18 protein-coding genes are annotated in these 22,738 nt (G+C 63.7%); 8 read left to right on the top strand and 10 right to left on the bottom strand.

Going from position 1 to position 22,738, the window contains the following annotated elements; translation table 11 throughout:
- Complete coding sequence (locus tag PX52LOC_RS28565) at positions 1-2,004, top strand: glycosyltransferase family 4 protein (protein ID WP_149113282.1); 2,004 nt, start codon at positions 1-3, stop codon at positions 2,002-2,004.
- Here PX52LOC_RS28565 and PX52LOC_RS28560 read toward each other — a convergent pair.
- The 5 genes from PX52LOC_RS28560 to PX52LOC_RS28540 all read right to left on the bottom strand — a co-directional run bounded on the left by PX52LOC_RS28560 (position 1,990) and on the right by PX52LOC_RS28540 (position 7,261).
- A complete protein-coding gene (locus tag PX52LOC_RS28560) occupies positions 1,990-3,765 on the bottom strand; it encodes a sensor histidine kinase (protein WP_149113281.1) in 1,776 nt (591 codons plus the stop codon). The two genes, PX52LOC_RS28565 and PX52LOC_RS28560, sit on opposite strands and share 15 nt — an antisense overlap.
- A 19-nt stretch (positions 3,766-3,784) precedes the next feature.
- A complete protein-coding gene (locus PX52LOC_RS28555) occupies positions 3,785-4,510 on the bottom strand; it encodes a response regulator transcription factor (RefSeq protein ID WP_149113280.1) in 726 nt (241 codons plus the stop codon).
- 85 nt (positions 4,511-4,595) lie between these two features.
- Positions 4,596-5,318 carry an RluA family pseudouridine synthase gene (locus PX52LOC_RS28550; protein WP_149113279.1) on the bottom strand — a complete coding sequence of 241 codons (723 nt, stop codon included), beginning with the start codon at positions 5,316-5,318 and terminating at the stop codon, positions 4,596-4,598.
- A 13-nt stretch (positions 5,319-5,331) separates the two neighbouring features.
- Complete coding sequence (locus PX52LOC_RS28545) at positions 5,332-6,339, bottom strand: glycosyltransferase family 2 protein (RefSeq protein ID WP_149113278.1); 1,008 nt, start codon at positions 6,337-6,339, stop codon at positions 5,332-5,334.
- 82 nt (positions 6,340-6,421) lie between these two features.
- Complete coding sequence (locus tag PX52LOC_RS28540) at positions 6,422-7,261, bottom strand: sugar phosphate isomerase/epimerase family protein (protein WP_149113277.1); 840 nt, start codon at positions 7,259-7,261, stop codon at positions 6,422-6,424.
- A 478-nt stretch (positions 7,262-7,739) separates the two neighbouring features.
- Between PX52LOC_RS28540 and PX52LOC_RS28535 the strand changes: the two genes are divergently transcribed.
- Together PX52LOC_RS28535 and PX52LOC_RS28530 are read left to right on the top strand one after the other, a co-directional pair.
- Positions 7,740-8,999 (top strand): Gfo/Idh/MocA family protein, encoded by a 1,260-nt coding sequence (locus tag PX52LOC_RS28535; RefSeq protein WP_149113276.1) that lies wholly within the window; start codon positions 7,740-7,742, stop codon positions 8,997-8,999.
- Positions 9,000-9,345: 346 nt separating this feature from the next.
- Positions 9,346-11,913 (top strand): ATP-dependent Clp protease ATP-binding subunit, encoded by a 2,568-nt coding sequence (locus PX52LOC_RS28530; protein ID WP_149113275.1) that lies wholly within the window; start codon positions 9,346-9,348, stop codon positions 11,911-11,913.
- Between the two features lie 60 nt (positions 11,914-11,973).
- Here the strand turns inward: PX52LOC_RS28530 and PX52LOC_RS28525 are convergent, their stop codons facing one another.
- From PX52LOC_RS28525 to PX52LOC_RS28510, 4 genes are all read right to left on the bottom strand, one after another.
- Positions 11,974-13,119: a S9 family peptidase gene (locus PX52LOC_RS28525; RefSeq protein WP_218575180.1), complete on the bottom strand. Its 1,146-nt coding sequence runs from the start codon at positions 13,117-13,119 to the stop codon at positions 11,974-11,976.
- A gap of 84 nt (positions 13,120-13,203) precedes the next feature.
- Positions 13,204-14,343, bottom strand: coding sequence for a tetratricopeptide repeat protein (locus tag PX52LOC_RS28520; protein ID WP_149113274.1), 1,140 nt, complete (start codon positions 14,341-14,343; stop codon positions 13,204-13,206).
- 53 nt (positions 14,344-14,396) lie between these two features.
- Entirely contained in the window at positions 14,397-15,305 is a 909-nt protein-coding gene (locus tag PX52LOC_RS28515) for a tyrosine recombinase XerC (RefSeq protein ID WP_149113273.1), read from the bottom strand.
- Between the two features lie 33 nt (positions 15,306-15,338).
- Positions 15,339-15,551 (bottom strand): hypothetical protein, encoded by a 213-nt coding sequence (locus tag PX52LOC_RS28510; protein ID WP_149113272.1) that lies wholly within the window; start codon positions 15,549-15,551, stop codon positions 15,339-15,341.
- A 340-nt stretch (positions 15,552-15,891) separates the two neighbouring features.
- On the opposite strand from PX52LOC_RS28510, the gene PX52LOC_RS28505 reads away from it, so the two are divergent.
- From PX52LOC_RS28505 to ruvX, 5 genes are read left to right on the top strand one after another with little or no spacing between them, the layout of a single operon-like run.
- Entirely contained in the window at positions 15,892-17,691 is a 1,800-nt protein-coding gene (locus PX52LOC_RS28505) for an MFS transporter (protein ID WP_246173489.1), read from the top strand.
- Positions 17,692-17,741: 50 nt separating this feature from the next.
- On the top strand, positions 17,742-18,521 hold the full coding sequence (locus tag PX52LOC_RS28500; RefSeq protein WP_149113270.1) for an MBL fold metallo-hydrolase: 780 nt from the start codon (positions 17,742-17,744) through the stop codon (positions 18,519-18,521).
- A 14-nt stretch (positions 18,522-18,535) separates the two neighbouring features.
- Positions 18,536-19,930 (top strand): UTP--glucose-1-phosphate uridylyltransferase, encoded by a 1,395-nt coding sequence (locus PX52LOC_RS28495; RefSeq protein ID WP_149113269.1) that lies wholly within the window; start codon positions 18,536-18,538, stop codon positions 19,928-19,930.
- 18 nt (positions 19,931-19,948) lie between these two features.
- Positions 19,949-21,025 carry a mannose-1-phosphate guanylyltransferase gene (locus PX52LOC_RS28490; RefSeq protein WP_149113268.1) on the top strand — a complete coding sequence of 359 codons (1,077 nt, stop codon included), beginning with the start codon at positions 19,949-19,951 and terminating at the stop codon, positions 21,023-21,025.
- Positions 21,022-21,447, top strand: a complete 426-nt coding sequence (gene ruvX, locus PX52LOC_RS28485; protein WP_149113267.1) for a Holliday junction resolvase RuvX — start codon at positions 21,022-21,024, stop codon at positions 21,445-21,447. Before PX52LOC_RS28490 ends, ruvX begins: the two co-directional genes overlap by 4 nt.
- On the opposite strand, the gene PX52LOC_RS28480 is transcribed toward ruvX, so the two are convergent.
- Positions 21,416-22,735 (bottom strand): MFS transporter, encoded by a 1,320-nt coding sequence (locus tag PX52LOC_RS28480; RefSeq protein ID WP_149113266.1) that lies wholly within the window; start codon positions 22,733-22,735, stop codon positions 21,416-21,418. The two genes, ruvX and PX52LOC_RS28480, sit on opposite strands and share 32 nt — an antisense overlap.
- Positions 22,736-22,738 lie beyond the last annotated feature (3 nt).

The raw sequence follows: 22,738 nt of genomic DNA, 5'->3' as shown, positions 1-22,738 counted from the left end.
ATGATTCACCTCACCCCCAACCTGCTCCGGCCGCTTCGAAGCCTCGGCGGGCGCGTGAAACGGCAACTCCGCGACCAACTCCGTGGCGAAACGGAAGAGACGTACTTTGACCTGCACGATCTGTCGAAACTCAACACCTTTCTGACGGCCCACGGTGTCCCGCCGTTGACGACCGACCCGCAGGAAGCGGAACAGGGCGCCGCGGGAGCCATGCGGTACATCCTGGGGCTTCTGGCCTCGAACCGCTCGATCAGCCGTCGCGATCCCAACCCCCTGTCGGCCGGGGAGGGCGGGGCGTTCGCGAAATCGCTCGTCGGCAATCCTTTTCTCTCCGCAGTCGCGCGGGATAACATTCGCGCGGCGTTCGCGTCGGACCCGGCCGCGCGCGTCAAGCGGGTCTACGAACTCCGCGAAGACCTCCGCGGGGCGTGGCCGTTGGCCCTGACGCCCAAGCAGCGCGGTGAGTACCTCGCGTGGCTCGTGACCTTCGGCCGAAGCGATTTTCAACTCACACCCGAGGCGGCGGTGTGGTTCCTGTTCGAGCAGGACGAAGACCCGAGCCGCGGGCTGGCGGCGAGTTTCCGGTTGCACCCCGAATGGCAGGCGGCCGTGCCGCACGGGCTGACGCGGTTCGGCTGGCCGGCCCTCAAGGCGTGGGTTCAGTCGCACTACCAACTCGACTGTCGATGGCTCAACCGCGCGACTCTACCTCCACAGTTCCGGCCGTGGGACGAACTGCTGTTTCTTTGCCACGCCGAGCCACAGTGGAAGGAACAGTTGCCGAACGGGGCCGAAGAAATCCTGACGTGGGTCAAGGGCACGCCGCGGATCGCGAAGTGCGTGGACGCTCGCTGGCTCGCCGAACTCCAACAGGACCTCGCCGACCGCCTCCCGACGCGGGCTGGCGTCAACGTGCTGGGGCTGTTCCGCTACACGTCGGGGCTACAGCACGCGGTCAAGAGTACGGTCGAATCGCTGACCAGCGTCGGCGTGCGGACGGGGTTGCGGGACTTCCCGGTGCTGTTCCTGCGCGAGCCGCGGAACAAGCAGGCGTTCGACGCGCTTGAGCCGTTCGACGTGACGATCCTGAACACCGGCATCGACGTGCCGGTGGCCGACGCCTACCACAAGAGCGGGCTGCACCGCCGCGAGGGGGTCTACCGCGTCGGCATCTGGTGGTGGGAACTGGAAGAACTCCCGAAGCAATGGCTCGACCGCGGCGACGGTGTCGATGAAATCTGGGCCCCGACGCGGTTCATTGCCGACGCCATGCGGACGGCCTTCCGCAAGCCGGTCTTCGCGATGGGGCCAGGGCTGGAGTTGCCGGTCTTCGACCCGCTCTCGAAGGAATACTTCGGCCTCGACCCGCAGCGGTTCACGTTTAGCTTCGTCTTCGACATGAACAGCCGGATGCAGCGGAAGAACCCGCTCGGCCTGATCGATGCCTTCCGCCGGGCGTTTCGCCCGGAAGACCCGGTCGAACTCGTCATCAAGGTGTCGCCGCCGGAGACGTACTACAAGGACCAGTGGCTCCTGCTAAGGGACGCCATCGCGGCCACGCCGAACGTCAAACTCGTGGACCGGGTGCTCACCCGGGCGGAACTGCTCGGCCTCCTGAACGCGGCCGACGCCTACGTGTCGTTGCACCGCTCGGAGGGGTTCGGGCTGACGTGTGCCGAGGCGATGTTGCTCGGCAAGCCGGCCATCGCGACCCGCTATTCGGGTAACCTAGACTTCATGACCGACGACAACAGCTACCTCGTGGACTACCGTCGGGTTTCGCTGGCCGAGGACATCGACCCTTACCCACGCGGCGCGATTTGGGCCGACCCCGACACGGATCACGCGGCTAAACTGATGCGGGACGTTTTCGAAAATCGTGAGGAAGCCAGGCGGCGGGGGGAACGCGGCAAACAGGATTTGGCGACGAGTCTTTCGATCGTCGCGGCCGGGGAGCGGATGCGGGTACGGCTGGACGCGATCCGCGAATCACGCGGCCGGTAGGCTGACGCAGAAACTACTCCCGGCCCCCGGTTCGCTCTCGACCGAGATCGAACCGCCGAGGCGGTCGACGTATTCCTTCACGATCGCCAGCCCCAACCCGGCGTGAACGCCGGTCGCGGTCCGGGACGAGTCGGCCCGGTAGAAGCGTTCGAAAATTTTCTCGCGGACCTCGTCCGTCATCCCGATGCCTGTGTCCTTGACACGGAACCGGACGTTCTCTGGGTCGGACGACACGTCCAATTCCACCCGCCCCCCGGCGTTGTTGTACTCGACCGCGTTGTGCAACAGGTTCGTCAGTACCTCTCGCAACTTGTCGGGATCGGTCTGCACCCGGATCGGCCCGTCGGACTTCATCTCGAATTGCAGGCCGTGGGCTTCCGCCAACGGTCGGATCACGGCCGCGCAACTCGTGGCGATGTCCATGACGTCCACCGGCACTTGAGCCACCTTCGTCTGCCCCGCGTCGAGGTAGGCGAGGGTCATCACCTTCTCGACGAGCTGGCTGAGTTGCTTCGTGATGGCCCGGCAGTCTTTGAGCGTTTGCAGATACGATTCGGCCGTCCGCGGCTTGCGGAGGGACACGTCGATGGTGGCCAGGAGCGATGCCACCGGCGTCCGTAGCTCGTGCGAAATATCGGCGACGGCCTGCTTCTCCCGCTCAAACGCCATGCGTAGCTGGTCGAGTGTTTCCGTGATTCTCGTGTGGATCGGTTGCAGTTCCGTGGTCAGTTCGTCCCGCTCCACCGCGAGGCGGAAGTCTTTTTCGGACACCTGACTCACGGCGTCCGAAAGGCGACTGAGCGGCGTCAACCCGCGGCGGATCAGCCAGGACGAGCCGAGGAGGCACGCAAGGAACGTGAGAACGGCGATGAATGCGAGCGTCAGACGAATCCAGCCCACCGTCCGCACGGTGCCGGTCTGGAGGACGGTCTTTTCGTCGGCCGCTTCCGAACGAAAGGTGGCGACGTGGTGTTCGAGCTCGTTCGAAAGTCGGGCGACGTGGATGTAAATGTACTGCGACGGGTCGGCCGGGGCGGGGCGGCCTTGCGATGGCCGGAAGCGGTCGAACCCCGGTGCCTGGATGGGCAACGGCGTCTTGAAAATCACCCGGCGCCCCGTCGCGGCACCGGGAAGGTGGACCTCGTCGTAGGTCCAGTCTTCGAGTACCTTGTCCACCCGGCTGCGTTCGAACGGGAGGACGAAGCCGGCCGTGATGAGGTTCTCGGACCGTCGGACGCTGCCGAACGTGCCGTTGATTTGCACGTAGTCGAGAATCCGGTCGTCGTCGTCGATCGGCTTCAAGTACAACTCGTCGATGCGCAAGTTGGAAAGGTAGGAGCGGGCCAGCGACCAGTACAAGAACTGCGGGTTGGGGTTACTCCCGCCCCGACGCGGCTGCTGGGCCAGTCCACTGTGCCAGGTGACGGCCCAGAGGCTGAACGTGGGGCCGAAGCCGGCAAAGTAACTGGGGGGCAACAACTGCGTGTCGAACTTCCGCCGTTCCGCGTCGGACTGGGGGAGGTACTCGCGGCGGGCGATCCGGGCGATCAACCGGGCATGGGTCAGAAGTTCGCGGTCGAACTTCTCCTGCTCGTTCCGAACCCGTTCGAGTGTCCGCAGGTCGATCGCCTCCGCAGCCGTTCGCTCTTTTTCGTCCAGAGCCCGCGTCACCACGCGGTCGGCCAAGATGACGACCACACCCAACCCCACGCCGAGGAGGGCGAGGAAGTAGACGATGAGGAGCGAGCGTGTCGAACGCATGACTGGCGACCTGAAAAGATCAGACCTTCCGCTTCCCTTCCTTCTCCTTGCCTTCCTTCACGGGCGGCGGGTCGTCCTCAGCCCGGAGCATGTAACCTTCGCCCCACCGGGTCAGGATTAGGGCCGGCTCGAACCCCTTGTCGATTTTGTTCCGCAGGTAGCGGATGTACACGTCCACGACGTTCGACGTGTTCTCGTCGTACTCGTCGTAGAGGTGTTCCCAGATCATCGTCCGGGTTACGACCTTGCCGCGGTGGAAGGCCAGGAATTCCAGCAGGGCGTACTCGCGCGGCGTGAGGTGGATCGACTGACCAGCCCGCGTCACCCGGCGGGCGGCGGTGTCGATGTTCATGTCGTAAATCTTGATGATCGGGTCTTTGACCTGGTGGCTCCGCCGCACGAGCGCCCGGACGCGGGCGAGCAACTCGTCGAGTTCGAACGGCTTCGTCAGGTAATCGTCGGCCCCCGAGTCGAGGCCCGCGATCTTATCGTCGAGCGTGGTCCTGGCCGTCAGCATGAGGACGTGGGTCGAAACCCCGCCCTGCCGCCAGCGCTTCAAGAGGGTGAGTCCGTCGACCTTCGGCAGCATCACGTCCAGAATGACGACGTCGTACTGCGTCGTCCGCGCTTTCGCGTCGGCCTCCTCGCCGTCGAGGGCGGTATCGACCGCGAAGCCCTCTTCTTCCAGTCCTTGACGGAGGGCTTTCGATAACGCAATCTGGTCTTCAACAAGCAGAACCCGCACGCGAGTGGTCCTCGGCAAATCTGGCGGAGCTTCTCATTCACTCATTTATCACGTCTGGCATGAAGGGCTTATGAGAAGTCCAGGGCTAAGAGCCGGAATCGAGGCCGAGGGGTGCCCAATAGTCCGGCACGGTAGCTTCGGCAACGAGTGGCTCTTTCTTAAACGGATGAATGAGTTCCAGGCGACGGGCGTGAAGGGCAATGACTCGATCGCGCGGGAGTTCCGCGGCCGGGCCGAAGGGCGGGGACTCGGCATAGGCCGTGTCGCCGAACACGGGGTGGCCTCGCCACGCCGATTGGACGCGCAACTGGTGCATCCGGCCGCTCAACGGCTGAAACTCGATCAGTGTGCCCCCGGGGATTGGTTGCAGGACGCGGTATTCGAGCGTCGCGAGCTTTGCCCCTGGCTCATTGGGTTTCGCCCGTACCGTTCGGGATTCGTCGGGAACTTTGCGGATCCAGTCCTCCCACCGCCCGGTTTCGGGCGTCACTTCGCCGACCACGGCCGCCCAGTAGACCTTGCGGACCGTCCGCTCTTGGAACTGTTCGTGGACCCGTTGAGCCGCCTTCGTGTTGCGGGCGAAGCAGATGACCCCGGAGACGGGCCGGTCGAGGCGGTGCGGCACGCCGAGGTAGACGCCGCCGGGTTTGGCGTACTTCTCCTTGATGTACGCCTTCACCATGCTTTCCAGGTTGGGGACGTTGGGCGGGGCTTGCGTCAGCAGCGGCGCGGGCTTGTTGACGATGAGGAGGTGGTGGTCTTCGAAGAGAATGCGGGCGGGATCGAGGGGCGGGTCGGTGGGTGTCATACCCTGTTTCGTATCAGGCCCGCCAGAACCGGACTAGCTCGCGGGTGAGGAAGTGCCAGAGTCCTTTTGCCGCCAGCCAGCTCTTGCCCGCCCGCTGTCGATCGCCGCGAAGCCAGCGCACGCCCGCCTGGACGAGTTTGGCAATGCCCTGCACCGGGGCGTCGAGGGTGACGAGCGCCTTGTAGACGCGCAACTGGTTCTTGCCGACGCCGTTCTTGCGGAAGTAGTGGACGTAACCGATGGCGACGTTCGGCGTGGAGAAACTCACGTTCGCCCGGCTCGCGACGCGGCCGAAGTGGACGATCTCGACGCTGCCGACGTACACGACGGGGCTCGTCTGGCCGACTTGCGTGGACAAGTCGAGGTCTTCACCGCCGAAGCGGTAAGCCTCGTCCCACTGGCCGGATTTTTCGAACGACTCCCGCGGCAGGAAGACCGCCGCCCCCATCAGGACTTCGACGGTGTGAACGCCTTCGGGGTTGAAGGTGTTCCGCCGGTAGTCGTAGTAGGCGTTTCGAAACAAGCCCGTCCAGCGCAACATGCTCACGCGGTGGAGGAGGGCCCCCAGCGTCGGCTTCCGGCGGTAGGAAATCTGGCACTGCCCGTCGCCGCCGCGGAGCCGGGGGCCGATCATGCCGACGTCCGGGTTCTCGCGCGTGAACTGAACGAAGTCTAGCAGCGTGCCCTCGGGGACGAGCGTGTCGTTGTTCAGGAAGAAGAGGTACTGCCCGCGGGCCACGGCGGCGGCCTGGTTGTTGGCCTTGCTGAAGCCGCGGTTGGTGTCGTTCCGAATGAGGCGGACCTGCGGGAAGCGGTCCCGGACCATCTCGACCGCCCCGTCGGTGGAGGCGTTGTCGACGATGACGACCTCGAACGACACGCCCTGGTCCTGGTCGAAGAGTGACAGCAGGCAGTCGTGCAGGAGTTCGCAGCAGTTCCAGTTCGCGATGCAGACCGACACCAGCGGTGACGATTCGCAGCGGAGCGGTTCTTCGAGGGTGGCTTTCGTCGTGACCCGCATGAGTCTCGCAGTCCCCGCGCGTTTCGCAGTTCGGTAGGCCTCGCCGGTTTAACACGCGAAGCCGCACGGGGTCAAGCTCGACTCAACTTGCGAGGCACTCGCGGAGGAACTTCACGCCGTGCTCGATGTCGCGGAACCGCTCTTCCTGCGTGCCAACTTCACGCTCGATGCACAGTGGCCCACGGTAGCCGCTTTTCTGAAGGGCTTTCACGAACAGTTTCGTGTTCGTCTGCCCGCGGCCTAACGGCACTTCCTCGCCCCACTGGGCTTTCACCGTCGGGCGGTTGGCGTCCTTCAGGTGCACGCTGCGGATATCCGGGGCGAGCAGTTCGAGGGCTTCGAGGGGGTCGTCCTTGTCGTACAGCAGCATGTTGGCCGGGTCGAAGTTCACCTTCAGGTTCGAGCACTGCAAGTCGTCGAGCGTCTGGCGGAGGAGCTTACTCGACTCCTGGCCGGTTTCGAATGCCACCGTCACACCGACCCGCTGGGCGAGGTCCGATACGTGCGCGAGCGTGTGCAAGAACGACGAGCGGGCGTCGTCGCCGACTTCCGGGATGAACCCGGCGTGAAGCATGATGTCGCTCAGACCGAGGGCCGTGGTGCGTTGCAGCCCCCACTGGAACCGCTCGATCCGCTGCGCTCGCGTGGTCGGGTCGCCGAATCCGCCGGTCTTTTCGATCGTCAGCGGCGTGGTGTAATCCTCGCCCGGGAAGCCGAGCATGCTGCCGCTCATGCGGAACCCGGCCGCCTTCGCCGCCGTCGGCAGGTCATCGCCCTCGTCCCAGGAGGCGTGGTGGGGGTCGCCGCACGCGATCTGCACCACGTCGACGCCGAGCCGGTCGAGGAACGCCTTCAGTTCAGCCACACTCTTGACCTGAAGTGACCAACTACAAACGCCGATGGCCAGGGGTTCGATCGCCATGATTCCGCACTCCAAGGGGAGCAGTTATCTTTCAGAACGTGGTGGCGAACAGCAAGATACCGACTCCGAATCCGGACGTCTGAAAAATCGACACCTAGTTCTGGGTGCCAGAATAGTGTCGGAATCGGCGACAATTAGTCAACTCGGCGAATTTATTGTTATCGCGAATGATAAATTTATAAATTATTACCGTAAATGATCTTGTGACGATAATGAAGTAGATTATCCAGTTTTGGCATCGTGCATGCAATTAAGTGACTCGACTAGCTTCGAATCGCCCATCGCCCGTTTTTGAGACATGCCCCCCCGTTCGCCTACGGGGGGGATTCCCAGGGGACCGAATTCAGCGTAACGCTCAAATGCTGGATTCGGCCCTGGTCGAGTCTCTTCCCTTCTGCTCTGTTTCGACATTTTCCTTGATCGCTCGACTCGAATCTGTTCACTTGATGCACCTCCCGCAACTACCACGGATCAAGTCATGCTGAACCGACGTCGTTTTCTCGCCGCCACCGGCGGTGCTCTGTTGGCCCCAAACGTATCGGCTGACACGGGCAAATTGCGGATCGCCGTTATCGGCGTTTCGAACCGCGGGGCGGCCAACCTGAAAGGTGTCGAGAAGGAAAACATTGTCGCCCTGTGTGACGTGGACCCCGGGAACGCGGTCAAAGCGCAACAGCAGTTCCCGAAGGCGGAGGTCTTCACGGACTACCGCAAACTTTTCGACAGGGCGAACGGCTTCGATGCCGTCGTCATCAGCACGCCGGACCACACCCACGCCCATGCGACGCTGACCGCCCTCAAGCTCGGCAAGCACGTCTATTGCGAGAAACCGCTCTGCCACACGGTGCAGGAGGTCCGGGCGGTGCGGAACGCCGTCCGCGGCACCAAACTCGTCACGCAAATGGGCACGCAAATCCACGCCGAGGAAAACTACCGCCGCGTGGTCGAGATCGTGCAGGGCGGCGTCCTCGGCACCGTGAACCGCGTTCACGTCTGGATTTCCAGTAAGCCGGTCGCGGGCAAGAAGACCGGCACGAAGCCGTCGGCGAAGTTCGATCTCGACGTTTGGCTCGGGCCGGCTCCTGTCGAGTTCTTCGAAGCGAAGATGGCGCAGGCGAACTACGCATGGCCACACTTCCACTGGCGGTGGTGGTGGGAATTCGGCGGCGGCACCCTCGCGGATCTCGGTTGCCACTACACCGACTTACCCTTCTGGGCACTTGACCTGAAAGCCCCGACGAAGGTCAAGGCCGTCGGCAAGAAGACCTACGACGGCGACAACACCACGCCGGACGTGATGCAGGTGGACTACCAGTTCCCCGGCGTTCACCTTACGTGGTACCACGGCACGAGCGGACCCAGCCTGGACGGTTCCGTGAAGTTCCCCGGTTACGGAGCCGGCGTGCTGTTCGAAGGCGACAAGGGCAAACTCGTGGCCGACTACTCGAAGCACCAATTGCTGCCGGAGGAGTTCGCGAGAGTTACCAAGAAACCGACGCCGACGATCTCCAAGTCGGTCGGCCATCATCAGGAGTGGATCGACGCCATCAAGAACGGCGGCCCGACGACGTGCAACTTCGAGTACAGTGGCCGGCTGACAGAAGCGATTCTCCTCGGCAACGTGGCCTACCGTTGCGGCGAGGAGCTTGAGTGGGACGCCGCGACGGCGAACGTGACGAACACCAAGAACGCGGCCGCGTTCCTCGGGCGGGAGTACCGCAAGGGCTGGCAGGTGTGACAGCCGCGGGCCTGTTACTTTGGCAGCGACTCCCGGTGTAACAGGCCCGCTCGTGCCCCTTCGATTCTGTTGCGATTGACCGCGGTTTCCCCTCGATCTACACTTCTCCGGCCTCCCGGCCGCACGAACGCGGGCAAGTTGGCACGCCGCTGTTGGTTTGTGGCATCGCGGGTGCATATGATGGCCCAGAGACGATTAAACCGTGAATCCGAAGGGCAACGCCCCGCCCTTGCACGCACCGGGATAGCTCTTCCCCCTCGGTCGTGAATTCCGCCAGCCGTCGTTTCCCGACCGAGTTGCTGGCGATCTCGGTCGATGGGGCAGACGAACAGGGAGACAGCACACGATGTTTGAACGCTTTACCGACCGCGCTCGGAAGGTGATGCAACTCGCCAACCAGGAAGCGCAGCGGTTCAACCACGAGTACATCGGCACCGAACACGTGTTGCTCGGGCTGGTGAAAGAAGGCTCGGGGGTGGCCGCGAACGTTCTGAAAAACCTCGACATCGACCTGCGTAAAATCCGGTTGGAAGTCGAGCGGATCGTTCAGCACGGCCCGGGTGGCGACTCCGCCACGCTCGGCCGCTTGCCGCACACGCCGCGGGCCAAGAAGGTGATCGAGTACTCGATCGAAGAAGCCCGCAACCTGAACCACAACTACGTCGGGACCGAGCACCTGTTGCTCGGCCTGCTCCGCGAACAGGAAGGCGTCGCGGCCCAGGTCCTCATGAACTTGGGGCTGAAACTCGAAGACGTTCGCGAAGAGGTTCTCAACCTACTGGGGCACAACATGCCGAACGAAAACGAAGGCGGCGGTGGCGGTGGCGGCCGGGAAGGTGGGTCGTCCGAACGGGGCAGCGGCGAGCGCACGTCGGGCGGCAAGAGCAAGAGCAAGACGCCGGCCCTCGACAGCTTCGGCCGCGACCTGACCGAACTGGCCCGGACCAGCAAGCTCGACCCGGTCATCGGCCGCTCGAACGAAATCGAGCGCGTCATCCAGGTCTTGAGCCGCCGCACGAAGAACAACCCGGTGCTGCTCGGCGAAGCCGGCGTTGGCAAGACGGCCATCGTCGAAGGTCTGGCGCAGATGATCGTGGACGGCAACATCCCCGACCTGCTCCGCGACCGTCGGCTCGTGGTCCTCGACCTGGCGATGATGGTCGCCGGCACGAAGTACCGCGGGCAGTTCGAAGAACGGATCAAGGCCGTGATGAACGAAGTTCGTCGGGCCAAGAACACGATCCTGTTCATCGACGAACTGCACACCCTCGTCGGTGCGGGCGGTGCCGAAGGCGCGATCGACGCCAGCAACGTCCTGAAGCCGGCCCTGGCCCGCGGCGAGATTCAGTGCATCGGGGCGACCACGCTCGACGAGTACCGCAAGTACATTGAGAAGGACGCCGCCCTCGCCCGCCGCTTCCAGGAAGTCATCGTCAACCCGCCGTCCAACGTGGAAGCCGTCGAGATTCTCAAGGGCCTCCGCGACCGCTACGAGGCGCACCACCGCGTCCAGATCACCGACGCCGCACTGCGAGCGGCGGTCGATTTTTCGGATCGGTACATCTCCGGCCGCTGCCTGCCGGACAAGGCAATCGACGTGATCGACGAGGCCGGTGCCCGCATTCGCCTGCGGTCGATGACCCGGCCGCCGGACCTGAAGGAAATCGACGAGCAGATCGAGAAGCATAACCAGGAGAAGGAATCGGCCGTCGCCGAGCAGGACTTCGAGAAGGCGGCCAGCCTCCGCGACCAGGCCGACAAGTTGAAGAAGAAGAAAGAAACGATCGCGAAGGAATGGCGTGAGAAGGCGAAGGAAGCCGACGGCGTGGTGGACGAGGAAGTCATCGCGGAAGTCGTCTCGAAGATGACTGGCGTGCCGCTGGTGAAGGTGAACGAGGACGAAACGAAGCGGTTGCTCAAGATGGAAGACGAACTGCACACCGCGGTCGTCAGCCAAGATGAGGCCATCAAGTCGCTCGCCCGGGCCATCCGCAAGAGCCGCCTCGGCTTGAAGGACCCGAAGCGCCCGATCGGCACGTTCATCTTCGCCGGGCCGACCGGCGTCGGGAAGACGCTGCTCGCGAAGTCGCTGGCGAAGTTCATGTTCGGCGACGAGGCCGCGCTGGTGTCGCTCGACATGAGCGAGTACCAGGAGAAGCACAACGTCAGCCGCCTCTGGGGTGCGCCCCCCGGCTACGTCGGCTTCGAGGAAGGCGGTCAGCTGACCGAGAAGATCCGCCGCAAGCCGTACAGCGTGGTCCTGCTCGACGAAATCGAGAAGGCCCACCCGGACGTGTGGAACGCCCTGCTCCAGATCATGGAAGAAGGCCGCCTGACCGACAGCGTCGGCCGCGTGGTTGACTTCAAGAACACGATCTTGATCATGACCACGAACGTCGGGGCGGAAACGATCGTGTCGGCCGACGACATGACAGCACCCCTGTTGCGCCACCGCAAGCAGGACGAGAACGTCAACTACGCGGAAATGCAGAAGAAGTTGCGGGGCCGGATGGACAAGGAGTTCCGCCCGGAATTCCTCAACCGCCTCGACGACATCATCGTCTTCCGCAAGCTGACGACGCTGAACCTGAAGCAGATCGTCAACATGGAACTCTCGAAGGTCGCGAAGCGGCTCAAAGAGAAGGGCCTGACGATGCTCGTCAACGAAGAGGCGAAGGACTTCCTGATCGAGAAGGGGAGCAGCACCGAGTTCGGCGCCCGACCGCTCCGCCGGTCGGTCGAGCAGTACCTCGAAGACGCGATGGCCGAGTCGTTGTTGAAGGGCGAGTTCCACAACAAGGACACGATCCACGTCAAAGTCGGCGAGGTCGAGGGCGAGAAGAAGCTCATCATCGAGGCGACCAGCGGCGTGAGTGAGCCGGTCGTTGCCGCGGCGGCGAGTGAAGCGCAGTAACGATTCGTTCGGTACGAACGCGAGCGGGCCGAGGGTGTTCCCTCGGTCCGCTTTTTTGCTTCACGGCTTCGCCGGATTCGGTTTCAGGACATGTTCGAAGAAGCGATAGATCACCTCGTTCGATTCCGGCGTGGGGTCGTGTGTCTTGCGGTTCGTCATGCCGACGCGGCCCTCGTAGCCGAGCAACTTGTTGACGGCGACGGCGTGGTTGAGCGCTTTCCACCGCTCCGGTTGGTCTTCCGAACCGCCCGATACGAGGAACGGTCGCAGGGCCATCAGGGCGTGGAGTTCGTGCAGGTCGCGGCCGCTCTCGATCAGCGTTTTGTACGGCCCCGTGCGCGGGTTCTCGGCCGTCGGCAGGCCGCGCTTCCGCTCTCGGCCCGGTTCGTAGCCGAGGTACCACGGCTCCCAGTAGTTGACGTTGCTCCGCTTCTCGTCGAAGACGATTCCGCCATCGGACCACGCCGCGCAGACGAACTGGTCGTTCAGACAACTCGCGAACATCGCCCACTTGCCGCCGTAAGAGTGCCCCATGATACCGACCCGTTTGCCGTCCACGTTCGGCAGGTTGGCCAGGACGTTCCGACAGTTGGCCGCTACGTAGGCGTGGTACGACAGTGGTTGGATGGTGGCCTTCTCCTTGTTCGGGTAGTACGACTCCGGCGGACTGCCGAGTGAGAGGGTAACGAATCCCCGCCGGGCAAGCTGGTACGCGAAGTCGCGGAGGGTGGCCTTCCCCTCGCCGACGCCGGTCTTCGAATCGTAGAAGACCACCAACACAGCGGGGAAGGGGCCGGGGCCGTCCGGGATCAGTAAGCGGGCGTCGTCGTTCATCCGGTCCGGCGCGACTTGAAGGCGGACGTGCTGCTGGGTGAATGTTTCCCGCTTCGCCGAAGACAGGACTTCGAGTTTCGGTTTTTCGATCACCGCCGGCCAGGCACCCATCAAGTCGTGCCAGGACGATCGAATCTCGTCCCGTCGCTTCTTCCACCCTTCGGCCGTTTCAACCTTTGTCCCGTCGGCCCTCACGAGTGGCGATTTCCAGGGGCCGGAGTCGTTCGCGAACTCGGCGGGCGGTGTGAAGTAGCCCTTCAGCTCCTTCGGCCATTCGCCGAGTGCGGCGAATTCGTCGGGCGGCTCCGCCCCAACCGCCCTCGCTCCGAACGTCAACAGGATGACACCAAGAACAAAACGAGATGTGCCCATCCGAACCTCCGTCGTGGGGGACGATGGTTCAAGATGATCGTGACCGGGCCGGGAGTCAACGAAAAAGGCGGTGTTGTGAATCGGTCACTTGGACCGAACCGCCGGGACCACGGGAACGCTGCCGCGGAGCTTCACGAGTTGGGCTGTCGCCGCGGTTGCCGTCGGGGAGTTCGGCGAGAAGAGGATCGCGAGTTCGTAACACTTCACGGCCTCGGCGTACTCACCTTTCAAGGCGTGCGCATCGCCGAGGGCTGACTGCAACGCGGCGGCCTTTTCGTTGGTCTGCCGGGCGGCGACGGCCAACCGCGTTGGGTCGGTCTTGATCTCGCTCGCCAGCGTCTGAGCCGCTTTCGCTTCGGACGTCGTCCCGAGAAGTTGGCACACGTCCAGTGCTTCAGAATAAGCCCCCGCTCGAGCCAGGTCGCGGGCGGCCGTCATCAGAGTCGGAGCGCGAAGGGAGATGGCGACCCGGTCCAACTTGTTGGCACCGAGCGCGATCAGGTGGGATTCCGCCCGCGAAGAAGCCGTCGTGCCGGGGAAAACTTTCACGACATCGTTGAGTGCCGCGACCGCGTCATCGTTCTTGCCCGCCGAGAGGAGCGAGTTTGCCCTCGTCAGCCGGGCGGCCGCGACTTTCTCCACCTCTGTGAGCAATTCGCTCACCCGCGGCTCGGCCGCTTTCCCCTTCGAGACGATGGCCAGCCGCTGGAGCAATGGCAACGCCTTAGCGTACTCCCCCGCTTTTATCGCGGCCGTCACCTCGGCCATTTCATGGAACGATTTCGTATCGCCCGCAACGAGATCCGTCGTCCGCTTCAACTGCTCCTTGAACTGATCGACGGCGACGTAACCCTGGACGAAGGCGTGAATCGTACCGTCTGCCCCGGCCAGGACGGTTGTCGGGTAGAGCTGAATCTTGAGAGTCTTAACGAGCGTCGTTTCCTTGTTGCCGTCGATCTTGAGGGGGATGAAGCCGTTCATCATGCCGAGAACGGCAACGTCGCGGAACGTCGAGGCCTCCATTTTCTTGCAGTAAAAGCAGTCCTCGGTGCCGATCTGAATGAGGATCGGCAGGCCGGTTTCGGCCGATTCCTTGCGGGCGGTGTTGTAGTCGGTCCGCCACTGGATCGACACCGCCGGGTCGGCCGCTCGCGATTGCAGTGGCACGACGACGAGGAAGATCAAAGCCGGCACGAGGGCCGAACGGAAAACGGCGCGAGGCATACCCCGACCCTCACAGGAGCCAAATCAAAGGTGCGATAGATTCAAGCCCGCGGCTACTCGGCCCGCGGGTGGGCCTTCAGGTAGCTGTCCTGAAGGCGTTGTGTCGTGACGTGGGTGTAAACTTGCGTGGTCGCGAGGCTCTTGTGGCCGAGCAACTCCTGCACGCCGCGGATGTCCGCCCCCGCATCGAGCATGTGTGTCGCGAAACTGTGGCGGAGCGTGTGCGGGCTGGTTCGCGGATCCATTCCCGCGAGAGCGAGATACTTTTCCAGCAACCGCCCCACACTCCGCGTCGTCAACCGCCCGCCGGACTTGTTCAGAAACACCGGCTGGCCGGACTTCCCGAGTTGATTCAAAAGGGTCTGCCGTTCGGGCAACCAGAGTTGGATCGAGGTCTTGGCCTCGTCGCCGAGCATCGCGAGTCGTTCTTTCTTCCCCTTGCCGCGGATGACCATGACGCCGTCGCGCAGGTCGATGTCTAGCAAGTTTAACCCGACCGCCTCGCTGACCCGCAGTCCGGCCGAGTAGAGGCATTCGAGGATCGCGCGGTCGCGGCGGCCGAAGGCGAGGTTGCAGTTCGGCATCGCCAACAGCTTCCGCATGTCCGCGACGGTCAGGAAGTGCGGCAACTTCTTGTCTTGCCGCGGCGTCCGCAGTGCTTCGGCCGGGTTCGTGGAGAACGTACCATCACGGCAAAGGAATTTCCCGAACGTCCGCGCCGCTGCCAAACGCCGGGCGATGGTGGACTTTGCGTACCCCTGCTCGTGCAGCCAAGCGAGATAGCTGCGGAGGGTTCGCGTGTTCCAGTCCCGCGGCTCGGCCGACGACTTCTTGAGGTGATCGCGGAGGTAGCCGAGCGCCTGCGACAGATCCTCACGGTATGACTTGACCGTTTGGACCGACGAATTCATTTCCAGGCCGAGGTGCTGCAAGAACTCGGCGAGTTTGCTTTCGAGCGTCAATCGACGATCCCGGAAAGGTCAGGAGAACACCGATCACAGTCGCGTCGGTTGTTCGCTGGGTTCCTTCCCTTGTTGCCGGGCACGCTCCGTGAGGACGGCAGCGTCGAACCAGTTGATCGGCGTCTGCGGGCTGGCGGCCGCATTGCGAATCGTGTCGATCAACTCGTCCCGGCTCTCGTCGTCGTAGACGAAGATGTACCGCTCGTTTCCCTTGAACAGTGCGAGCACGTTCAGTTCCTGGGTCACGGCCGATCCTCCGACTAGGACAGTGTCCGACGTTCATCGGCCGTGGAGGAGGCCGAGAATGAGGCGAAGCGATGGAAAGACAGGGTTCGAGTATTCTCGACGGGCGATTTGATCGTTACGCGACGTGAAATCGGTCCAATCTCCCTCTTTTCCCCATCCGCACGCGGGACGGAGAGTTGCTGAGTTTGAGTCTTTTTGCTAGACAGTGTGAAACTTTCGCGGATAGTATCCGTAAACTCGCGACTTCTTCGTCGAAACCTCTCTCATTCGGAGTGACGGCATCATGGGCGGGAATGAACCCCAACCCGTTCCGGCCGCAGCGCCCGGAACGAACGACAAAATGCTCTTCAGAGCCAGTTTCCTCACCCTCATCGCCGCCGGTATCGGGTTCTCCGTCCGGGGCTTCATTCTGAAAGACTGGGGCAATCAGTTCGGCTTCACCCAGGCAGAACTGGGTGGCATTAGCGGCGGTGGGTTGATCGGCTTCGGCGTGGCAATCATCTTCTTCAGCTTCTTCGCCGACTTGTTTGGCTACGGAAAGTTGATGTTAGTGGCGTTCCTGCTCCATGCCTCGTCTGCCATTGTCACGTTTGCTGCGACACCGGTCTACGCCACCTACGGTAAGGAAGGCGCGTTCGTCTGCCTCAATCTCGGCATGTGGCTGTTCGCGCTCGGGAACGGGACGTGTGAGGCCGTTATCAACCCGCTCACGGCCACCCTCTTCCCGCGGAATAAGACGCACTGGCTGAACATCTTGCACGCGGGTTGGCCGCTCGGCCTAATCTTGGGTGCGGTCGTCGGGGTCGTCTTCAAGCAAATTGACGCGCCGATCCGCTGGGAAATCAAACTCGGCATCTTCTTGATCCCGGTGCTATTGTACGGCGTCATGATGTTCAACCGCCCGTTCCCGAAGTCGGAGGCGGAGTCTGCGGGGATCGACCTGCCGCACATGATGGGAACGGTCGGCCTACTCGGGTTCGCTGTGGCCGCGGTCTTCCTCGGGTTGGCCGTCCCCACGCTGCTCGGAGCCGTCGGGCTGAGCGTCTCGCCGATGGTCGGCTACGGCGCCGGCGGGGCGATCTGGCTCGCGTACACCGTCTATTGTCGATTCGCACCGGGCAGTTTGCTAATCGCGTTCATCTACATCCTGCACGCCCTCGTCGGCTATGTCGAACTGGGCACCGACAGCTGGATCACGAACATCACCGAGCGCGTGTTGAAGGATGAAACGACGGCTCTCGGCGCGTTCATCTGGGTGAACGCCTTGATGTGCGCGTTGCGGTTCTTCGCCGGGCCGATTGTTCACAAGATCAACCCCATCGGGCTGCTGTTAATCAGCGCCATTCTGGGAACCGTTGGCCTGTTCCTCCTCGGCCAGCCGTTCACGAACACCATCGCGCTCTGGGTCGGGGCGGCCACGATCTACGCCCTCGGCAAGACCTTCTACTGGCCGACATTGCTCGGCGTGGTGTCGGAACGGTTCCCGAAGGGCGGGGCACTGGCCATCGGCATCAGCGGCGGCATCGGTATGTTGTCGGCCGGGTTGTTCGGTGGGCCGGGGATTGGGTACAAGCAGGACTTCGCCGCGGTCCAGAAGATCAAAGAAGTCTCCAACGATACCTATCTGCGATACGCGGCCCGGGACGACAAGGGCGAATTGAAGCCGAGCGGGTTCCCGATCGTTTCCGCCATCAGCCCAGAACTCGCCCCGCCGGTCGCCGGCTTGGACAACAGCAAGCTCAAGGTGTTCGACGACTACGCCGGGTACATCGCCAAGTCTGAAGCCGCGAAGGCCGCGGGCAAGGAACTGCCCAAGTTCGCCACCACTCTGGAGGAAGACTTGGCCACGCTCGCCAAGCAGAAGGCCGACAACAAGCCGGTCGGTGAGAAGTTGGAGAAAAACCTGACCGACCTCAAGGCGTGGTGGGACAAGGAAGGCAAACCAAACTTCGAGAGCGACAAGGGGCCACTCGGCGAGGCCCGCGACACGGGTGCCCGTAAAGCCCTCGCGTGGACTGCGGCCGTACCCGCCGCGCTCGCGGTCGGCTTCTTGCTACTGTTCCTTTACTTCTCCGCGACGGGCGGGTACACGCAAGTTCACCTCGATTCGCGTGGCCAAGCCCACGAAGACCCCATCTGACCATTTGCCCGCGGGTCGGCGTTGCCGGCCCGCGGGCGTATACTTTTCGTATGGCCTCTCGCTCCCTGATCATTCTCGGCTGTGGGACTTCCGTCGGCGTGCCGATGCTCGGCTGCGACTGTACGGTTTGCCGGTCCGACCACCCGCGCAACCAGCGGATGCGCTCGTCGGTCCTGCTCAAACTCCCGGCCGGCAACCTGCTGATCGACACAACGCCCGAGATGCGGTTGCAACTGCTTCGTGAGAAGATCCCGCTCGTGCACGCGGTCCTGTACACGCACTACCACGTCGATCACGTGTTCGGCCTCGACGACGTGCGCATCTTCCCCAAGTACCTCGGCGGGCCGCTGCCGATCTATTGCACCGACGACGTCGAGGAAGTGATCCGGCAGGCGTTCTCCTACGCCTTCCACCCGGGTAACGATGATCTGCCGCCCGGCGTGCTGCCGAAACTCGAGTTCCGCCGCATCACCCGCGAACCATTTTCCGTCCTCGGTGAGCACCTCACGCCGATCCCGCTGATTCACGGCCGCTTCGACGTGTTCGGCTACCGCATCGGCAACGTCGCGTACTGCACCGACGTGAGCAAAATCCCCGACGCGAGTTGGCCGCTGCTCGACGGCCTCGACGTGCTCATCCTCGACTGTTTGAAGTTGGGCCGCCCGCACCCGTCGCACTTCAACCTGGACCAGGCGCTCGAAGCCATCGCCCGCGTTCGGCCGCGGCAAGCCTACTTGACCCATCTGTCGCACGAGATGGACTCCGCGAACCCGCCCCCGCTCCCGCCGAACGTGGCCTTGGCCCACGACGGATTGTCGTTCGAATTTTGATAGGATGTTTCAGCATGATGGATCTGCCGCCCGATTTGGACCAGAAGCTCCGCTCGCACGACCAGCAGCACCTCGCCTTCGGCTGGGAAGCACTCGCGATCCCGGAACGGACGAACCTCGTCGAGCAACTCGCGGGGTTGGATTTCGAGCACCTGAAAGCGCTGTACGCGAAGAAGGACGAACCGAACGCGGTGCTGCCGTCGCGCGAGCAGATCGAGCCGCTGCCGGTCGAGTTGCGCTCGGACATCTCGCCGCAGGTTTACACGGCGGGTGAAGACGCAATCCGCCGCGGTGAAGTCGCGGTGCTCCTTGTCGCGGGCGGGCAGGGGAGCCGCCTCGGGTCGGACCGGCCGAAGGGCGTGTGGCCGGTAGGCCCCGTCAGTGGCGCGAGCCTGTTCCAGATTCACGCCGAGAAAGTGCTGGCTCTGCGACGGCGGTACCGTGCGAGTGTGCCGTTCCTGGTCATGACCAGCCCCGCGACTCACCATGAAACGACGGACTTCTTCGCCGAACACCAATACTTCGGTTTGCCGAAGGAGGCGGTGCACTTCTTCCAGCAGGGCACGATGCCGGCCCTCGACATCGCGACGGGCAGGCTCTTGCTCGAAAAGCCGGGGCAGTTGTTCCTCAGCCCGAACGGCCACGGCGGCACGCTCACGGCGCTCGCCGACAGCGGCTTGCTCGCGAAGCTGAAGGCCGAGGGCGTCCGCCACGTCTTCTACTTCCAGGTGGACAATCCGCTGGTGCGGATTGCCGACCCTGCGTTCGTCGGCCGCCACATCGAAACGGATTCGGAAGTGTCGTCGAAGGTAGTCTTCAAGGAGAAGCCGGAAGAAAAGGTCGGTGTGCTCAGCCTCGTGAATGGTCGCTGCACGATCCTGGAGTATTCCGACCTGCCCGAAGCGATGACGAGGGAGCGCACGCCGACCGGCGAACTCGCCTTCCGCGCCGGCAGCCCGGCGATTCACTTGTTCTCCGTACCGTTTTTGGAACGGGTGACGAGCGGGGCGACTCGCCTCGCACACCACCTCGCTCGCAAGAAGGTGCCGTGTCTCGACGCGGCCGGCAAGCCGTTCACGCCGACGTGCGAGAACGCCCTCAAGTTCGAACTGTTCGTCTTCGACGCGCTGCCGCTCGCCGACCGCTGGCTGGCCGTAGCCGTCGAGCGGGCGGACGAATTCTCCCCGTTGAAGAACGCGAAAGGCGCCGACTCGCCCGACACGGTGCGGAAGGACTCGATTGCCCGCGCGGCCCGCTGGCTTGAGGCCGCCGGCGTTGCCGTGCCGCGGTCGAACGGGGAACCGACGCACGCCCTGGAAATCAGTCCGCTGTTCGCACTCGACGAGACGGAATCCCGTCAGAAGGTCGACCCGGCTCTCCGCATCACCGGACCCACACTGTTGTCGTAACCCCCGAAAGGTTTCTCGATGTTCCACGCGATGATTATGGCCGGCGGCGGCGGCACGCGGTTCTGGCCCCGGAGTCGGAACGCTCGGCCGAAGCAGTTCCTGAGCTTCGCCGGGGATCGCACACTGTTGCAATCGACGGCCGACCGCATCGCCGCCGTCATCCCGCCGGAACGGACGTGGGTCATCACCGGGGCGGCCTACACGTCCGAATCGGCCGAGCAACTGCCGGAGGTTCCGCAGGACCACGTCGTCGGCGAACCGTTCCGCCGCGACACGGCCCCGTGCGTCGCGCTCGGGGCGGCCCTGATCGCGAAGGACGACCCGGACGCGACGATCATCGTGATGCCGGCCGACCACCTGATCGAGCCGCAGGCCGAGTTTCACCGTGCGGCCCTTGCGGCCGAGCAGTTCGCGAACGAGTTCCCTGACGCGCTCTTCACTTTCGGCATCCCCCCGACGTTCCCCTCAACCGGCTATGGCTACATCCACCGTGGCGAACCGGCCGGCGAACGCAACGGCGTGAAGGTGTCCCGCGTTCGCGAGTTCAAGGAGAAGCCGACCGCCGACGTGGCCGAGCAGTTCGTCGCCAGCGGCAACTATGAGTGGAACAGCGGCATCTTCGTCTGGAAGGCGAAGACGATCCTCAAACAAATCCAGGCCAACCGGCCCGACATCCACGACGCCTGCGTGCGGATCGCGGCTGCGTGGGACACACCGAACCGCGACGAGGTCTTCCGCAAGGAATACGAGGCGATCAAGGGCATCAGCATCGACTTCGCGGTGATGGAATCGGCCCCGCTGCGGATGGTCCTGCGTGCCCCGTACAAGTGGGACGACGTGGGCAGTTGGCTCGCCCTCGAACGGCACAACCCGCAGGACGCCGGCGGCAACACGGTGCAGGGCCGGCACGTCGGCATCGACACGAAGGGCTGTGTCATCGCGGTCGAACCCGGTCATCTGATCGCGACCCTCGGCGTCTCGGATCTCGTCATCATCCAGGCCGGCGACGCAACGCTCGTGGCCCGCAAGCAGGACGAGGGCCGCGTGAAGGAGATCGTGGACCGATTGAAGCAGGGCGGGGAACAGTACCTGTGACCCTTCCCGCCCGCGGCCGTTTGCTCGGCATCGACCCCGGCACCGTGCGGATCGGCCTTGCGGTCTGTGACCCCGACCGCATCATCGCCTCGCCGCACGGCACTTACGAACGCCGGTCGCCGGACGCCGACGCCGCCTTCTTTCGGCAACTCATGAAGGCGGAACAAATCGTCGGCTTCGTCGTCGGCCTGCCGATCAGTTTGAACGACACCGAAGGGCCGAAGGCGAAGGAGAGTCGGGAGTTCGCCATGTGGCTGACGGCCGAGACGGGACTGCCGGTCGCGTTCAGCGACGAGCGGTTCACGAGCAGTTACGCGGAGGACTCGCTGATCGCCGCCGGCGTCCGCCGCGACAAGCGGAAGGGGAAGCGCGACCGGATCGCGGCCCAGTTCATCCTTCAGGCGTTCCTCGACGTGAAATGATTTCGCCGGACAGGATCACGAGCGGCCGGCCGGCGTTCAGCATCAACCCGCTGACGCTCGCGATCAGAAAAGTGCCCGCACAAGTGGCGAACACGCCCGGCCACCCCCACGTATCGCGTGCGAGTCCGAGAACAATCGGCGACAACGCCGCCCCGAAGTTTCCCCACATGTTCGCCCACCCGAGCGCGGCCCCGACGTGCCGGCCGCCCACATCTTGGGCGAACGCCCATACGGACGGAATGCCCAGATCGACGAAAACGGTCATGAAGCACAGGGCCACGATGACCGGCACGTGTGACATGCGGCCGGTGTAAATGCACGATGCGTAGGCTGCCGAGCAGACGAACAGAGACAGGCCGATCGGCAACGCTCGCCCCCAGCGGAGACCGAGGCGGCGGGTCAGCCGGTCGGTCGCCACTCCCCCGACGAGCATTCCCAGGAGGCCGATCGTCAGTGGCATCGCCCCCCAGAAGCCCTTCTCGTCGCCGGTCAGTTTGTGCTCTGCTTCCAGGTAGTCAGGCAAGTGCGTGATGACGAACGTCCACCCGATGTTGATGCCGAACTGCGTCAGGCTGGCGAGCCACAAGTTGCCACTCACCAGGATTTGTCGCCACGGGAAGGGTTCTTTTTCGACTGCCGCCGGTGTGCCGATCAGGTCTGCTTCGGCCGCGTTTGCCGCTGGGTGGACGCGGGCGGAGTCGCGAACGATCGTCCAGAAGATGACCGCCCACGACATGCCGATGAAGCCGAACAAGATCAGGGCGTTCCGCCACCCTGATAGGCCTGCGACCCCCGCGAGGGCGACCATCAATAACGGCGTGATCCTTTGGCCGAGCGCCCCGCCGGCCCGACCGCCGAGTGCGACGATGCTATTCGCGGTCCCCCTGTTCGAGAGGGGAAACCAGTTCTTCATTAGTGTCGCGGCCGACGGGTACGCGCCCGCCTCCGACAGACCGACGGCTAACCGGGTGAGCAGTAGCACGGCCAACCCGCCGGCCAATCCGTTCAGGACGGTGAAGAACGACCACAGGAACAGGTATCCGGCCAGAGCGTTCCGGAACCCGAACCTGAGGGCCAGCGCGGCGGCGGGCACCTGGAAGAGCGCGTACGACCAGAAGAATGCGCTCTTTACCCAGTCCATCTGCTGTTCGGTCAGAGCGAGTTCGCGGCGAATTTCGGAACTGGCGGACGCCAAGCACACGCGATCGACGTACATGAAGACGGCGACGACGGCCGTAACGGCGAGAATGCGGTAGCGAATCTTGGTCGGCGGAACGGAATCGGGCATGGG

The sequence above is a fragment of the Limnoglobus roseus genome, from assembly GCF_008254045.1.
GTDB lineage: Bacteria > Planctomycetota > Planctomycetia > Gemmatales > Gemmataceae > Limnoglobus > Limnoglobus roseus.
This window is presented reverse-complemented; position numbering and strand designations above follow the sequence as displayed.

Bases quoted from the DNA above. Each gene is read 5' to 3' on its own strand.
- PX52LOC_RS28490 (WP_149113268.1), top strand. From the start codon at position 19,949: ATGTTCCACGCGATGATTATGGCCGGCGGCGGCGGCACGCGGTTCTGG.
- PX52LOC_RS28545 (WP_149113278.1), bottom strand. From the start codon at position 6,339: ATGCGGGTCACGACGAAAGCCACCCTCGAAGAACCGCTCCGCTGCGAA.
- PX52LOC_RS28480 (WP_149113266.1), bottom strand. From the start codon at position 22,735: ATGCCCGATTCCGTTCCGCCGACCAAGATTCGCTACCGCATTCTCGCC.
- PX52LOC_RS28495 (WP_149113269.1), top strand. From the start codon at position 18,536: ATGATGGATCTGCCGCCCGATTTGGACCAGAAGCTCCGCTCGCACGAC.
- PX52LOC_RS28550 (WP_149113279.1), bottom strand. From the start codon at position 5,318: ATGACACCCACCGACCCGCCCCTCGATCCCGCCCGCATTCTCTTCGAA.
- PX52LOC_RS28540 (WP_149113277.1), bottom strand. From the start codon at position 7,261: ATGGCGATCGAACCCCTGGCCATCGGCGTTTGTAGTTGGTCACTTCAG.
- PX52LOC_RS28520 (WP_149113274.1), bottom strand. From the start codon at position 14,343: ATGCCTCGCGCCGTTTTCCGTTCGGCCCTCGTGCCGGCTTTGATCTTC.
- PX52LOC_RS28535 (WP_149113276.1), top strand. From the start codon at position 7,740: ATGCTGAACCGACGTCGTTTTCTCGCCGCCACCGGCGGTGCTCTGTTG.
- PX52LOC_RS28565 (WP_149113282.1), top strand. From the start codon at position 1: ATGATTCACCTCACCCCCAACCTGCTCCGGCCGCTTCGAAGCCTCGGC.
- PX52LOC_RS28530 (WP_149113275.1), top strand. From the start codon at position 9,346: ATGTTTGAACGCTTTACCGACCGCGCTCGGAAGGTGATGCAACTCGCC.
- PX52LOC_RS28500 (WP_149113270.1), top strand. From the start codon at position 17,742: ATGGCCTCTCGCTCCCTGATCATTCTCGGCTGTGGGACTTCCGTCGGC.
- PX52LOC_RS28560 (WP_149113281.1), bottom strand. From the start codon at position 3,765: ATGCGTTCGACACGCTCGCTCCTCATCGTCTACTTCCTCGCCCTCCTC.
- PX52LOC_RS28505 (WP_246173489.1), top strand. From the start codon at position 15,892: ATGCTCTTCAGAGCCAGTTTCCTCACCCTCATCGCCGCCGGTATCGGG.
- PX52LOC_RS28525 (WP_218575180.1), bottom strand. From the start codon at position 13,119: ATGGGCACATCTCGTTTTGTTCTTGGTGTCATCCTGTTGACGTTCGGA.